We start from the raw sequence: 13,865 nt of genomic DNA on the forward strand, positions 1-13,865 counted from the left end.
ATGCAGCCTCGCTTCGACTATTTTGTCATCCTTGCCGCCATGCGCACCGGCTCCAACCTGCTCGAGGCGAACCTGAACGCACTGGATGGTGTCACAAGCCATGGCGAGGCGTTCAATCCCCATTTCATAGGACGCGTTAAATCGGACACGCTTTTGGACATTTCGTTGGACGAACGGGACGCCGACCCGTCACGCCTGCTGGAAGCAATCAGGATTGCACCCGGCGAAATGAACGGATTTCGTTTTTTCCAAGGGCATGATTCCCGTGTATTAGAGCCTGTTTTGAGCGATCCTCGTTGCGCCAAGATCATCCTGACGCGCAATCCGTTGGACAGTTTCATTTCCCTACAGATAGCGCGGGAAACCAAGCAATGGCAGTTAAAGAACGTAAAACGCCGGCGCGAAGCTCAGGTTGAATTCGATCCTCACAGCTTTAGGGACTATCTGGACCAGCAGCAGGATTTTCAGCTGTTTTTGCTGCACCATTTGCAGGCAAACGGCCAAACAGCCTTCTACATCTCGTATGATGACCTGCATCGTCTTGAAACACTGAACGGTCTGGCAAAGTGGTTAGGTGTGGAAAGTCGCTTGTCCCGGATCGACGACACGCTCAAGCCGCAAAACCCCGAGCCGCCTCTGGCCAAAGTCACCAACCCTGACGAGACCGAGCAATCCCTGCACGGGCTGGACTATTTCAATCTGCATCGCACACCCAATTTTGAACCTCGAAGAGGTCCGGCTGTCGCCAATTACGTTGCAGCACCGAACACGCCAGTGATGTATTTGCCAGTTCGCGGAGGTGTCGAGGATCGGGTTAAGGCGTGGTTGGCCAAACTCGACGGGGTGTCACCCGAGGATCTGTTGACGAACCAGAACCGCAAGCAAACCCGGCACTGGCTTCAGTCCAACAACGGGCATCGTAAGTTCACTGTTGTGCGCCATCCTTTGGCCCGCGCACATTCGGTGTTTTGCAGGTACATCCTCAGTACCGAACCTGGCGCCTATCTGAAGATACGCAACATACTGCGCAACCGGTTCAAAATCCCGATCCCGGGACAGGTGCGCGCTGAAACCTATTCACTGGATCAACACCATGAAGCGTTCAGCGCGTTTCTGGTGTTTCTGCGCCAAAACCTCGCCGGGCAGACCCCTGTTCGAGTGGATGGCGTCTGGTGCAGTCAGGCACAAGTCCTGGAGGGGATGGCGTCGTTCGCTCTGCCCGATCTGATCTTACGCGAAGATGAAATGACCAGAGCGCTTCCTGATCTGGTGCGAGAGATGGGTCATGAGGCCCCACCCATGCCGGATACAGCCCCCGATGACGCGCCATTCACATTGGCCGAAATTTACGACGAAACACTCGAAACGCTGGCAGAGGATGTCTACCAGCGCGACTATATGCAATTCGGGTTCGGAGGATGGAAACCGGCTACGGGCGCAACGTGATAGTCGTGCCGCGGTTCACCATCGCATAGATCTCTTCGATCTCTTCGTTAGTGACCGCGATGCAACCCGCCGTCCAATCATCTGTTTTCTTTGCCCGTTTACGCTCGGCGCGCTTGTTGGGTTGGCCGTGGATAAAGATGTCTCCGCCCGGATCAACGCCAGCCGCCTTCGCCTGAGCCACATCCTGCGAGTTGGGATAGGAAATACCCAGTGACAGGTGATAACGGCTGTTGGGATTGCGGCGATCAATCAGATACGTGCCTTCCGGCGTGCGTCCGTCGCCACGCTTGGTCTTGGTGCCCCGCGGAGCAAAGCCAAGGTCGACCTGGTATTCCTTCAGGACATGTTCGTTATGAAGAAGATAGAGTTTACGTGCACCCTTGTTGATCACTAATGAGGTGACCTCGGGCCCGTCATAGGTCAGAAATCTTGGGCTGGCCGACGCGCAGGCCGAAAGGCCCAGCGTTGCTACAGCACCCATTCCAAATGCTCGACGATCCATGTTTCACTGCCTGCTGCTCTGTTTTTTTCAAGGATTATGCCAGAATCGGCAAAAACTGAAATCACTTTTTGATGTCCGAGTGCTCAATTAAACGGCGCTCGATGCTTTCCAGCCGCTCCAGAACCTCATCGCGGTAGGCGTCGGTTTTAACCTCATCCTCGGCATGGTGGGCATCCTGCATCGAATTCACGATCAGACCGACCAGCAGGTTCACAACGGCGAATGTCGTGACCATGATGAAGGGGACAAAGAACAGCCAGGCATAGGGGTACACCTCCATCACAGGGCGGACGATACCCATCGACCAGCTTTCCAGCGTCATGATCTGGAACAACGTATAGGCCGACAGGCCCAGATCACCGAACCACTCTGGGAAGCTGTAGGAAAACAGTTTGGTCGAGATCACGGCCCCGATATAAAACAGGATCGCCATCAGTAGGAACACACTGGCCATGCCCGGCAGTGCCGAGATGAAGCCTTCCACCACTCGGCGCAGGCGCGGCGCGACGGATATTACCCGCAATACCCGCAGAATTCGCAGGGCCCGCAGCACCGACAGGGCACCCGCACTCGGGACAAGAGCGATGCCCACGATGATAAAATCGAATATATTCCAACCACTTGTAAAGAATCTGCGGCCCGTTGCGACCAGCTTCATCGCGATCTCAGCAACAAAGATCGCAAGACACAACTTATCCAGAGTTACGATCAGGGGGCCCGCAGCCTCCATCAACGTGGGTGAGGTCTCCATCCCCAAAAGCACTGCATTGAACAGGATGACCCCGGTGATGAATTTCCCAAACCATGGGGCTTCGATGATGGTCAGCAGGCGCTGAGTGATCCCCATTGGGATGATCTCCTGTGCGGTTAGGGGTTCAGGGTGAACCGGGCGGCAAGTTCGGTGTGGGACGACCATCGAAATTGGTCAACCACCTGTACCCATTCAAGGGCGTATCCCGCGTTAACCAGCGTCTTTGCGTCGCGGGCAAAGGTGACCGGGTTGCACGAAACATAGGCAATCACCGGGCGTTTGGCCTGCGCCAGCTCGGCCGTTTGCGCCTCGGCCCCGGCGCGGGGCGGGTCGATAACCACGGCGTCATAGGATTTCAGCTCATCCGGCATCAACGGGCGGCGGAACAGGTCGCGCGCCTCGGTCGTGACTTTCTTGAGGCCCTGCGCGCGCCGCCAGCCTTGATCCAGCGCCTCGGTCATGGCGGCCTCGCCTTCAATGGCATGCACTTCGGCGGCTTCCGCCAGCGGTAGAGAGAAGGTTCCGCTGCCTGCAAACAGATCAACGATCCGCTTTGCCCCCTGCGTGGCCTGCGAAACCGCCTGTAACAGAGCCTGTTCTCCGTCTTTTGTGGCCTGCAGAAACGCGCCGGGCGGTGGGACGACCGCCGCCTTGCCGAAGAGTTGAATGGGGGGTTGGCGCATGGCGATGACTTCGCCGTCCCAGCTGAGGCGGGCAAGACCGTGTTTCTCGGTTGCTTGCGCCAGGGTCAGCTCCAGCGGGCCGTCCAGCGGCTTGCCGCCTTTGACGGCCACGTCCAGCCCACCCTCGGACAGGGTCAGGGTGACGGCCAACACGCCCTTGCGGCTGCCGCCCAGCAGCGCCAGCGCTTCGGCCACGGGAATCGCGGCGATCAGGGCCGGGTCCAGCAGGTGACAATCGGGAATTTCGGTGATCGTGTCCGAGGCACGGCCATGAAACCCGGCCAGAGTACCCTTTTTCGTGCGCCGCACGGCGATGGTGGCGCGACGGCGTGACCGCTCGGGCGAGGTGTGAATGGGCCGCATCGGGGCATCGAGCCCCTGCGCGGCCAGCGCGTTGCGCACCACATCCACTTTCCACCCGGCGACAAAATCGTCTGAAGCATGTTGCAGCTGACACCCGCCGCACGCTTTGTAGTGGCGGCACGGCGCCTTGATACGCTGGTCCGAGGGGGTTTCGACCCGAATATCGGTCAGAAACTGGTCCAGCACCGTGCCGCTGACCACCTCACCCGGCAGGGTACGCGGGGCATAGACAGGGCCATCGGCGATGCCATCGCCCTGATGCCCAAGGCGGATTATGGTGAATTGCTGCGTCATGGGGGCCTGATACCGGGGCTTTGCGCGCAACAAAAGCCCTTTGGCGCCTTATTCTGCCGCCTCAGCCTGAATGAACCCGCCGGACTGACGATGCCAGAACCGGGCATAGAGACCGCCTTGCTCCAACAGCGCCTCATGGGTGCCGGTTTCCACGATCCGGCCCTGATCCAGAACCACGATCCGGTCCATCTCGCTGAGCGTGGACAAGCGGTGCGCAATCGCCAGCACGGTCTTGCCCTGCATCACCCGGTGCAGCGCGGTTTGGATTGACGCCTCGACCTCGGAATCCAATGCCGACGTCGCCTCATCCAGCACCAGAATCGGCGCGTCCTTGAGGATGGCGCGGGCCAGAGCGATCCTCTGCCGTTGCCCGCCCGACAATTTCACCCCCCGCTCACCCAGATGCGCGTCATATCCCGTGCGGCCATGGGCGTCCTGCAGGGACAGGATGAACTCATGCGCTTCGGCTTTTTGAGCGGCTGCGATCATGTCCTCCTCGGAGGCGTCGGGACGGCCATAGAGGATGTTCTCGCGCGCGGACCGGTTGAACATCGCAGTTTCCTGCGTGACCATGCCGATCTGACTGCGCAGGCTGTCCTGCGTGACCTGACTGATATCCTGCCCATCAATCAAAATCGCGCCTTTTTCCCCATCATAGAGCCTGAGCAGCAGCGAAACCAAGGTCGATTTACCCGCGCCGGATGCGCCGACAATGCCCAGTTTCTCGCCCGCGTGAACGGTCATATCCACATCCGATACACCGCCCACGTCCCGGCCATAGGCAAAGCTGACATGGTCAAAGGCGATCCGGCCTTCGGGCACGCGCAGGGCGGTCGCGTCTTGCGCATCCTCGACCCGGTCGCGCCTGGCCAGAGTGTTCATGCCGTTCTCGACCTCACCCACATTGGCATAAAGGCCCATCAGCGTGAAACTGACCCAGCCGGTCATCTGCGAAATGCGGATCGAGACCGCACCCGCCGCCACGATATCCCCCGCAGTCGCAATCCCGTTGCGCCACAGCATCAACGTGACGCCCAACAACAGAACCGGCAGAACCCCGGCCAGTACCATCAGGATCAGCCGGAAACTGGCCGACAGCTTGCCAAAAGCCAGCATCTTTTCCCGCAGATCGACCATCGCGTTTCGCGCGGCCTGATCCTCGAACACGGAATGGGCAAAGAGTTTCACGGTTTTGATATTGGTGATTGTATCGACCACCTGCCCCGACACCATCGCCCGCGCCCCGGCCCGTGCCGCCGACCGCACGCGGATGCGCGGCAGATACCAGCGGATCAGCAGGAAATAGACCACCAGCCACGCGGCAAAAGGCAGGATCACCAGCGGATGAATAGACCCTAACAAAAGCAAAGAGCCCAGAAGTGAGGCCAGTGCAAAGACAATCGCGCTGATCGTTTCCGACACAACCGAGGCCAGCGCGTTCGAGGTCTGCATCTGTTTCTGCGCGATCCGACCTGCGAAATCGTCGTCGAAATAGGTGACAGACTGGCCCAGCGTCCAGCGGTTCAGCTTGGCCAGTACCAGCGGCGGAATGTTGGGCATGACGATGTAGTTGTTCGAAAAGGCCGACAGCCCGAAAAACACCGGGCGCAGCAGCATAAAAAACGCCGCCACCCCTAAGATTGTCCACAGCGCGGGACCGCTCAGAATGCCCTCGGGCCCGTTTTCCGCGGTCAGGTCGATCACCAGACCCAGCATCCAAGCCGTGCCTGCCTCCATCGCGCCGGCGGTGGCCGAAAAGGCTGCGGCCACAAAGATCATCGGCCACGCGCCCGACAGGCACCAGCGGATGAACGCCCCCAGCGTTTGCGGCGGGGGCGTTTCGGTGTTTTTGAACGGGTTGATCAGGTCGGCGAGCTTCATTCCGCAGCCTCGGGGTTCAGAAAGCCGCCAGATTGCCGCGCCCAGAACTGCGCGTAAAGCCCCCCGCTGGCCAGCAGTTCCGCATGAGCACCCTGCTCGACGATCCGGCCACCGTCCATGACCAGGATGCGGTCCATCTGAGCAATCGTGCTGAGCCGGTGGGCGATGGCGATCACGGTTTTTCCCTGCATCATGCCGTAAAGCGTGTCCTGAATTGAGGCCTCGACCTCGGAATCTAGGGCAGAGGTCGCCTCATCCAACAGCAAAATCGGTGCGTTTTTCAGAATGACCCGTGCCAGCGTCACCCGCTGCCGCTGCCCGCCCGACAGTTTGACACCGCGTTCACCCACATGCGCATCATAGCCGGTGCGCCCCTGCGGATCTTGCAGATCCAGAATGAACTCATGCGCTTCGGCCTGTTTGGCGGCAGCGATCATCTGCTCTTCGGTCGCGTCGGGACGGCCATAAAGGATATTGTCCCGGACCGAGCGATGCAGCAGCGCGCTGTCCTGTTGCACCATGCCGATATGGCTGCGCAAACTGTCCTGCGTGACCTGCGCGATGTTCTGACCGTCGATCAGAATCGCCCCTTGTTCGACGTCGTAAAACCGCAAAAGTAGTTTTACCAGGGTCGATTTTCCAGCGCCGGACCGCCCGATGAGGCCGATCTTTTCGCCCGGCTGGATCGTCAGGTTGATGTGGTCCAGCCCCCCGGTTTTGCGCCCGTAGTGGTGCGACAGATCCCGGATGTCGATCTGACCGTTGCTGAGCTGCAAGGGTTGAGCACCCGGCGCATCCAGCAGGTCAATGGGTCGAGCAATGGTCTCCATCCCCTCGGCCACGACGCCAAGCTGGCGAAAGAAACTGGTCAGCGCCCACATGATCCAACCAGTCATCGCATTCAACCGCAGGGTCAAAGCGGTCGCCGCCGCTACCACCCCAACCGAGGCACTGCCCTGCATCCACAGCGCAATCGCCCAACCGACAACGCCCACGATCAGCAGCCCGTTCAACGTGACCAAAACCGCATCCATTATGGTGAAAATCCGCATCTCGATCTGGAAGGTACGGCGGGTTTCCTCGATGGCTTCGCGGGCATAGTCGAGTTCCTGCGCGTCATGGGCAAACATCTTGACCGAATGGATGTTGGTATAGCTGTCCACAACTCGCCCTGTGACAGCCGAGCGCGCATCAGAGGCCGCCTGCGACGCAGGGCCAACACGCGCCACCGTCCAACGCACGAGTATCGCGTAGAGCGCAAACCAGATCAGCAGCGGCAAAAGCAAACGCGGATCAGCTGCCATCAACAGGATCGCAGCACCAACCAGATAGGCCAGCGAGAACGAGATTGCGTCAAAGACCTGAAACACCGCCTCACCCGCTGCCGGGGGCGTCTGCATGATGCGGTTGGCGATCCGGCCCGCGAAATCATTCTCGAACCAGCCCACGGACTGACGCAGCACATGCTTGTGCGCGCGCCAACGAAAAATAGTGCCTATATTGGGCAAAATCGCGTTGTTTAGTAAAAGTACGTCCACCACGTGCAGCAGCGGGCGCAGCAGCAACACGAAGACGGCCATCAGGATCAACTCGGTGCCGTGGGCCTGCCAAACCTCGGCCGGAGATCCGGACAGCAGGTCAACAACGCGGCCCATATAGTAGATCAGCCCGACTTCGACACCGGCCACGATGATCGAGATCAGCGCAGCCCAAAAGAACAGCCGATAAAACGGTCGCGTGTATTCCAACATGAACGGCCACAGCCGTGTGGGTGGTGTGTTGGTTTCCTGATAGGCGACAAAAGGGTCAACAAGGTTTTCGAAATAGCGAAACATGGAGGATGCTCCAGATTGAGCAGATAACAGGTCATGCGAAGACAGATGGCGCCAGAACACCACCCCTACGGGTCAAAGTGTTCCGGCTTTAGCCGAACCAGATCCCGTAATACATTCGCATCCCTCCATTCATGTGACAGCCGCACGTAACCACAAACCTTTCGACTTGTCATCCCTTTTTGAGACCTCGCCTACCCACCCAGCAGATCACTTCGGGTCAGGGCAAAGCCGGATGCGATCCAGCGGGCCTCAAGCTCGGCCAGCTTCTTGCCCAGCGCGGGACCGGTGAAATCGGGGATCAGATCAGTCGCCTGAACGGGGAAATCGGCGGCCGCCCCGGCGCGCAGGTCTTGGCGCATCGCCTCGGACCAAGGCTGTTCCAGCAAGGCGCAACGCAGCAGGGTTTCGTGCATCCCGCCCTCTTCGCCATAGCGAAAGCCCAGCTCGGCAATGCTGGTGGCAGCCATTGCCTCATCGCGCATCCGGGTCAGGCGTTGCAGCTGCGCCTTGCTTAGACGCAGGGTTTTGGCGATCTCGGGCGTTGCTATGGAAGCCAGGCGGCGGATCGGGTCAGGCGTGGCCCCGGCCTGTTCCTCCAACGCGACCAGTGGGGCAAGCGCGCGATCCTCAGCCCCCGGCAGCACCTGCGCCAACACCCCCGCCTGCCGCATCGCCGCGACCGAGGGCGCAGGGTCAGGCGCGCCAAGCAACTTCAACATCTCGGCCCCGACTCGTTCGCGGGACAAGCCGGACAACCCGTCCAGATTGGCAGCAATCGCGGCCAGTGCATCCGCGTCGAAACCCGCTTCCATATCGCCGTACCATGCATGAAACCGGAAAAAGCGCAGCGAGCGCAGGTAGTCCTCGCGAATGCGGTTTTCGGCGGCGCCGATGAAGCGCACCCGCCGCGCCTGCAGGTCCGGCAAGCCGTTAAGCGGGTCCAAAACGGTGCCATCGGGCCGGGCGTATAGCGCGTTCATGGTGAAGTCACGCCGCGCGGCGTCTTCTTCGATTGTGTCGGCAAAGGCTACAACGGCGCGGCGACCGTCTGTCTCTACATCACGGCGAAAGGTGGTGATCTCATGCGGGACGCCGTGGCTGACCACGGTGACAGTGCCATGTTCGATCCCGGTGGGAATGGCCTTGAGGCCCGCGGCCTGTGTAAGCTCCATCACCCGTTCGGGGCGCGCATCCGTTGCGATGTCGATATCCGAAACCGGTGCCTTCAACAGCGCATTGCGCACGCAACCACCTACAAAAAGCGCCTGCGCCCCGGCATCCGTCAGTGCTGCGCACAATTTTTGGGTTGCTGGGTCCGCGACCCAACCGTCCGAGATTTGTGTCATTCGTTCATCCGCGCGGCCAATCCCCGCAACATCCGGGCCGTCGCGCCCCAGATATAATAAGGACCGAACGGCACTGCATAATAATACCGTTTGTGGCCACCCCAGCGGCGCGATTCAACAACATAATTCGCCGGATCAAGCACATGTGTCAGAGGAACCGAGAACACCTCGTCAACCTCGCCCGGTTCGGGGGTGATCGGGAACGGGTCTCGCAGGATTGCCACAACCGGCGTCACAGTGAACGCGGTGACGGTTTCGTGCGGCGGCAGATGGCCCAAAACCTGCGGCACGTCGCTGGGCAGGCCGATTTCCTCCTGCGCCTCACGCAGGGCGGCTGCGGTCACATCCGCGTCGCCTTCGTCTTGTTTGCCGCCGGGAAAGGCGATCTGGCCCGGATGATGTTTCAGCGCCGAGGACCGTTTCGTCAGGATCAGGCGCGGCTCATTGCTTGCGATCGAGATCGGAACCAGCACACCGGCCGGACGCAGTTTGCGCCCCTCGGGCAGCACCGTGTCGGGGTTCAGGTCGAAATCGCTGGACCCCGGACCGGGGCGGCGCAGCGCCGCCCGCAGCTGTTCGGTGGGATCAGGCCTCATCCGCATCAAAACCGACAGAGGCCGGATCAAGTACGTAATGCGCGCCGCAGAACTGGCAATCTGCGGTCACGTCACCTTCGGGCGTGGTCATCTTTTCGATATCGCGCGCCGAGTAGATCGACAGGCTTTGACGCACGCGATCCTCGGAACAGGTGCAGCCGAATTGCACCGGCTGCGCGTCATAGACACGCGGCTGTTCCTCGTGAAACAGGCGGATCAGCAGGTCGGTGGGTGCGATCGAGGGGCCGATCAGCTCGAGATCTTCGACCGTATCCAGCAGGATGTTCACGCGGCCCCAGTTTTCACCTTCGTCGCCGTCGACAAGATCATTGGCCGTCAAAATCTCACCGCTGCCCTCACCCGATGCGGCAAAGGGCGAGGCTTTGGGCATGTGCTGCAACATGATCCCGCCCGCGCGCCAGTGTTCACCGACGCCCGGCTCAGTCGATTTACCAAAGCTGAGCGAGAACCGCGTCGGCAACTGTTCGGATTGCGCGAAATACGCCTCGGCACAGGCGCTGAGCGAACCGCCCGCCAGCGGCGTGATGCCCTGATACGGCTGCGTTCCCTCACCCTGGTCGATGAGGATGGCAAAATACCCCTCACCCACCTGATCAAAGGGGGCGGCATCGGTCAGCTTATCACGGTCGAAACTGGCATAGGCACGGATGCGGGCCGGTTCGCCGTCTTGCGTGGGAGCGTAGTAGTCAGTGGCAATCATGCGCACCGCACCCTTGGACTGCACCTGCAAAGACAGCTTCCAGCGCAGCCCAACGGTCTGGCCGATCAGCGCGGTCAGCAGGGCCATCTCGGCCACCAGAGCCTCGACCTTTTCGGGGTAATCATGCTGTTTCAGGATGCCATCCAACACCCCGTCCAGCCGCGCGACGCGGCCGCGCATATCCGACAGATCAAGTTGAAAAGGCAGGACGGTGTCGTCCCACGCGATTTTGGTTCCAAGAGACATGGGGTTTCCTTACACGCCACAGATTGGCATACCGCCAGCATATAGGTCGAAGTTTTCGGGTTGTAAGGGGCCATACATGATCAGGCGGTTCGGTGAAACCCCGCAATCAGGGCAGAAATACATCAGACGTGTCGGAGTTTATGCTCTGTTACCGCGCAGCGGCAGCCTGTTGCTGACCTGCCAGTTGCAGCCCGGCCCCGATCTGCAACTGCCCGGAGGCGGTATTGATCCGGGCGAATCACCGATCACCGCCCTGCATCGCGAAGTCTTCGAGGAAACCGGCTGGCTGATCGCTGCCCCGCGTCGCGTAGGCGCGTTTCGGCGCTTTACCTTCATGCCCGAATACGACCTCTGGGCCGAGAAGGTCTGCCTGATCTACCGCGCCCGACCCGTGCGCCGCATCGGTCCCCCGACCGAGCCGTTTCACGAGGCGCTATGGATGGACTGCGCGGACGCTGCGCGGATGTTAGGCAATGCGGGCGACCGCCACTTCGCCAAGCTACATTTACAGGGCCTTTAGGTTCCGCTGTATTCAAAGAAAACTGCGGACACATCGTCGTCCATTCCGGTGTTGGGCACCATCTTCTGTGTCAGCCGCCAGAACATATCATCCAGAAACTCTGTCCCACATCGCTCGGGCACGCAGTTCAGCGCCAAGTCTCGCAACCCCTCTTCCTCAAGCAAGCCACCATCAGCAATACTGCATTCGGTGAAGCCATCAGAATACAGCAGCAGTTTGTCGCCCGGCTGCATATAGGTCTCAGTACGCTGGAATTTGACATCCGGCAGCAGGCCGATTGGCAAACCGCCTTCGCCCAGAAACTCGGTGGTTCCGTCGGCCCGCAGCATTAGCGGATGGGGATGCCCAGCCTGAACCATCTTAAGATGCCCGTTGCGCAAATCGACAATCGCGTAAACCATCGTGAAATATTCTTCGACACCCGCATCCGCCATTAGTCGAGAATTCAACATCTCGGCCACCTGTTCCGGCGGCAGCAACGCATAGAATTTGTCAAATCGCTTTTCCATCGCCACGTTCTGATCAAAGTGGTTGCTGGACAGATACCCCCCCAACCGCGCCGTCATCATGGCCGAGGTTATACCGTGGCCCGAGACATCAATGCTGTAAAATCCCAGCCGGTTCACGCCGGGCGAAAACATACCGACCAGGTCGCCGCCGATATGCCCGCAAGGTTTCAACAACAAACTGACCCGCGACTTGCCGAATTCTCTGGTTAGTTCCGGCACCAGAGATTCCTGAATCTTGCGCGCCTGCATCAGATCCTTGTCGATGGCGTCATGCGCCACGCGCAACTCTTCCAGCGCGGTTTCGATCATACGGTTTTTCTCGGACAATTCACGCTGCATATCCAGAATTCGGGCGCCCGCCGAAATGCGCGCGCGCAGTTCATCCGCCTCAAGCGGTTTGATCAGGAAGTCGTCGGCCCCCGCATCCAGACCGCGCGCCACTTCCTGCTTTTCGCTTTTTGATGTCAACAGAATGAAATAGCTGTACTGGTCGCAGTCCAACGCGCGGAAGGCCCGACAAAATTCCAACCCACTCATCCCCGGCATGACCCAGTCGCTGAGCACCAGATCAGGCGGTGTGTTTGCGCAGATCTCGATGGCCGCTTCACCATTGTCGGCCTCGAAAACTTCGAACCCCCATTTCTTCAGAGACGCCACAAGAATGCGTCGTTGCAGGCGGCTGTCATCAACGACAAGCACCTTTTGGATCGCTCCAAAATCCAGCTCTGACCTGATGTCTTTGCGACTGACCTCTGCCACGTGAGTCCTCTGCGATGGGTCGCCTACCTAATTCTGCTCAACCTATAGCGCAGCGGTTTAACAACCGGTGAAAGGCAATACTGAACCCTCTTAACCCAACGTTTACCTTGGGCGGGCTAAGCAAGCAGACAACAGTTATTGCGGAGCTTGCGGCATGATCGACTGGGCCAGAGTCAAACAGCTTAGGGATGAGGTCGGCGCAAGCGAGTTTGACGAAGTGGTGAATATTTTTCTTGATGAAGTACAAGAGGTAATTGGCCGCCTTCGCGCCGACACCCATCGGGTTAGTTTTGACCAAAACCTGCATTTTCTGAAAGGCAGCGCACTCAGCCTGGGATTCCAATCATTGGCAAAGCTGTGCCAAGACGGTGAAAGGCATTCCGCACAGGGGAACAGCAAGTCTGTAGACCTCGATAGTATCGTTCAGGTGTATGAGGCATCAGCTGCGGAATTCAAGTCTGATCTGGGGAAGATCTCGTAGCCTTACAGTTTGATCGGAAAGCCCTCGGGAAAACGGAATTTCCGCAAAGTTACCTCAAGCGCCCGGTCGTGGGTGAAATATCCGTCGGCCATTGTCTTTAGCGTTCGGGTGGCCTCTTGTCGGCTTAGTTCGACACATTCTTCCATCGGCAATTCCTGTGTGCGTGCAAGCTCTTTTACAAGACGACGGAAACGGCGTGAGCGCCGACGCCAGCCCACGATACCGACCGATTGCCCTGGTGTGCTGGCGATCTTGACGCCGTCCGCCATGGACTGGTCCACAAGCGGCGATCTTTCTTCTTGGCGTCGATGCAACTCTTGCAGATTACCATAATGAAAGTGCAGATTGAGCAGACCCGGCAGCAGGCGGAATGTGTCGTTTGTCACACCATGCCCGCCCGTTCCAAAAGCGGCTCGGCGCTGGACGATACAAGGTTTCGAATAGGGAACCTCGAAAAGACTGAACTTGTCACCTTTGAACAACGAATCTTCATCATCGTCCTGCAAAGTGACCAAATTGAATCCGACAGCGCCAGCGGTGTTTTCATCAAATGCGAATTCATAGTCTAGCAAGCCCGATCCATCGGCGGTCAGCAGCACTTCATCACAATCCGAAACGATCACTCGGCTGTAGAACTGAGTCAGCATGGCTGAAAAATCCGACAGCATTCGCCAGCGGGCATATTCAAACGTTTGGTGCAAACCATCGCGCAAAATCGCAATCACATTGCAGCCCTCGCCGATCCGATCGATTTCAGGATCAGCTCCGTGCGACAGAATATAGACGTTCTCGGGCCCAAGCTGGGCCGAGTAGTAGGCGACCCATTTTTCAAGATACCAATAGTCGCGCCATACCATGGTCACTGCTGCAAGCGGCTTCATCTGTGCACTTTCCAGTCTTGTTCGCTCGCTCGTGCCTAGGCGAATTTCCAA

The 13,865-nt window shown here is 59.1% G+C and carries 13 protein-coding genes; 3 read left to right on the top strand and 10 right to left on the bottom strand.

Annotated elements, in window-relative coordinates:
* Entirely contained in the window at positions 1-1,446 is a 1,446-nt protein-coding gene (locus ACR3EG_RS19540; RefSeq protein WP_480498127.1) for a nodulation protein NodH, read from the top strand.
* Here ACR3EG_RS19540 and ACR3EG_RS19545 read toward each other — a convergent pair.
* The 8 genes from ACR3EG_RS19545 to hslO all read right to left on the bottom strand — a co-directional run bounded on the left by ACR3EG_RS19545 (position 1,430) and on the right by hslO (position 10,664).
* Positions 1,430-1,948: a L,D-transpeptidase family protein gene (locus tag ACR3EG_RS19545; RefSeq protein ID WP_480498125.1), complete on the bottom strand. Its 519-nt coding sequence runs from the start codon at positions 1,946-1,948 to the stop codon at positions 1,430-1,432. The genes ACR3EG_RS19540 and ACR3EG_RS19545 overlap by 17 nt on opposite strands.
* A 61-nt stretch (positions 1,949-2,009) precedes the next feature.
* A complete protein-coding gene (locus tag ACR3EG_RS19550; RefSeq protein ID WP_170355643.1) occupies positions 2,010-2,795 on the bottom strand; it encodes an ion transporter in 786 nt (261 codons plus the stop codon).
* A gap of 20 nt (positions 2,796-2,815) precedes the next feature.
* Positions 2,816-4,039 carry a class I SAM-dependent RNA methyltransferase gene (locus ACR3EG_RS19555; protein WP_480498123.1) on the bottom strand — a complete coding sequence of 408 codons (1,224 nt, stop codon included), beginning with the start codon at positions 4,037-4,039 and terminating at the stop codon, positions 2,816-2,818.
* Positions 4,040-4,087: 48 nt separating this feature from the next.
* Positions 4,088-5,920 (bottom strand): ABC transporter ATP-binding protein, encoded by a 1,833-nt coding sequence (locus ACR3EG_RS19560; RefSeq protein WP_480498121.1) that lies wholly within the window; start codon positions 5,918-5,920, stop codon positions 4,088-4,090.
* On the bottom strand, positions 5,917-7,755 hold the full coding sequence (locus ACR3EG_RS19565) for an ABC transporter ATP-binding protein (protein WP_480498120.1): 1,839 nt from the start codon (positions 7,753-7,755) through the stop codon (positions 5,917-5,919). The genes ACR3EG_RS19560 and ACR3EG_RS19565 overlap by 4 nt, the downstream gene beginning before the upstream one ends.
* A 191-nt stretch (positions 7,756-7,946) precedes the next feature.
* Positions 7,947-9,101: a CCA tRNA nucleotidyltransferase gene (locus ACR3EG_RS19570; protein WP_480498118.1), complete on the bottom strand. Its 1,155-nt coding sequence runs from the start codon at positions 9,099-9,101 to the stop codon at positions 7,947-7,949.
* Positions 9,098-9,697, bottom strand: coding sequence for a CoA pyrophosphatase (locus ACR3EG_RS19575; protein ID WP_480498116.1), 600 nt, complete (start codon positions 9,695-9,697; stop codon positions 9,098-9,100). The genes ACR3EG_RS19570 and ACR3EG_RS19575 overlap by 4 nt, the downstream gene beginning before the upstream one ends.
* A complete protein-coding gene (hslO, locus tag ACR3EG_RS19580) occupies positions 9,687-10,664 on the bottom strand; it encodes an Hsp33 family molecular chaperone HslO (RefSeq protein ID WP_480498114.1) in 978 nt (325 codons plus the stop codon). The genes ACR3EG_RS19575 and hslO overlap by 11 nt, the downstream gene beginning before the upstream one ends.
* A 76-nt stretch (positions 10,665-10,740) precedes the next feature.
* Between hslO and ACR3EG_RS19585 the strand changes: the two genes are divergently transcribed.
* The gene (locus ACR3EG_RS19585) at positions 10,741-11,184 is read left to right on the top strand and encodes an NUDIX hydrolase (RefSeq protein ID WP_480498112.1); all 444 of its coding nucleotides are present in this window, start codon (positions 10,741-10,743) and stop codon (positions 11,182-11,184) included.
* On the opposite strand, the gene ACR3EG_RS19590 is transcribed toward ACR3EG_RS19585, so the two are convergent.
* On the bottom strand, positions 11,181-12,452 hold the full coding sequence (locus ACR3EG_RS19590) for a PP2C family protein-serine/threonine phosphatase (RefSeq protein ID WP_209195952.1): 1,272 nt from the start codon (positions 12,450-12,452) through the stop codon (positions 11,181-11,183). The two genes, ACR3EG_RS19585 and ACR3EG_RS19590, sit on opposite strands and share 4 nt — an antisense overlap.
* A 154-nt stretch (positions 12,453-12,606) precedes the next feature.
* Between ACR3EG_RS19590 and ACR3EG_RS19595 the strand changes: the two genes are divergently transcribed.
* Positions 12,607-12,933: an Hpt domain-containing protein gene (locus ACR3EG_RS19595; RefSeq protein ID WP_480498110.1), complete on the top strand. Its 327-nt coding sequence runs from the start codon at positions 12,607-12,609 to the stop codon at positions 12,931-12,933.
* 2 nt (positions 12,934-12,935) lie between these two features.
* On the opposite strand, the gene ACR3EG_RS19600 is transcribed toward ACR3EG_RS19595, so the two are convergent.
* Positions 12,936-13,814: a hypothetical protein gene (locus tag ACR3EG_RS19600; RefSeq protein ID WP_480498108.1), complete on the bottom strand. Its 879-nt coding sequence runs from the start codon at positions 13,812-13,814 to the stop codon at positions 12,936-12,938.
* Positions 13,815-13,865 lie beyond the last annotated feature (51 nt).

The organism is Ruegeria sp. AM7 (assembly GCF_056535965.1).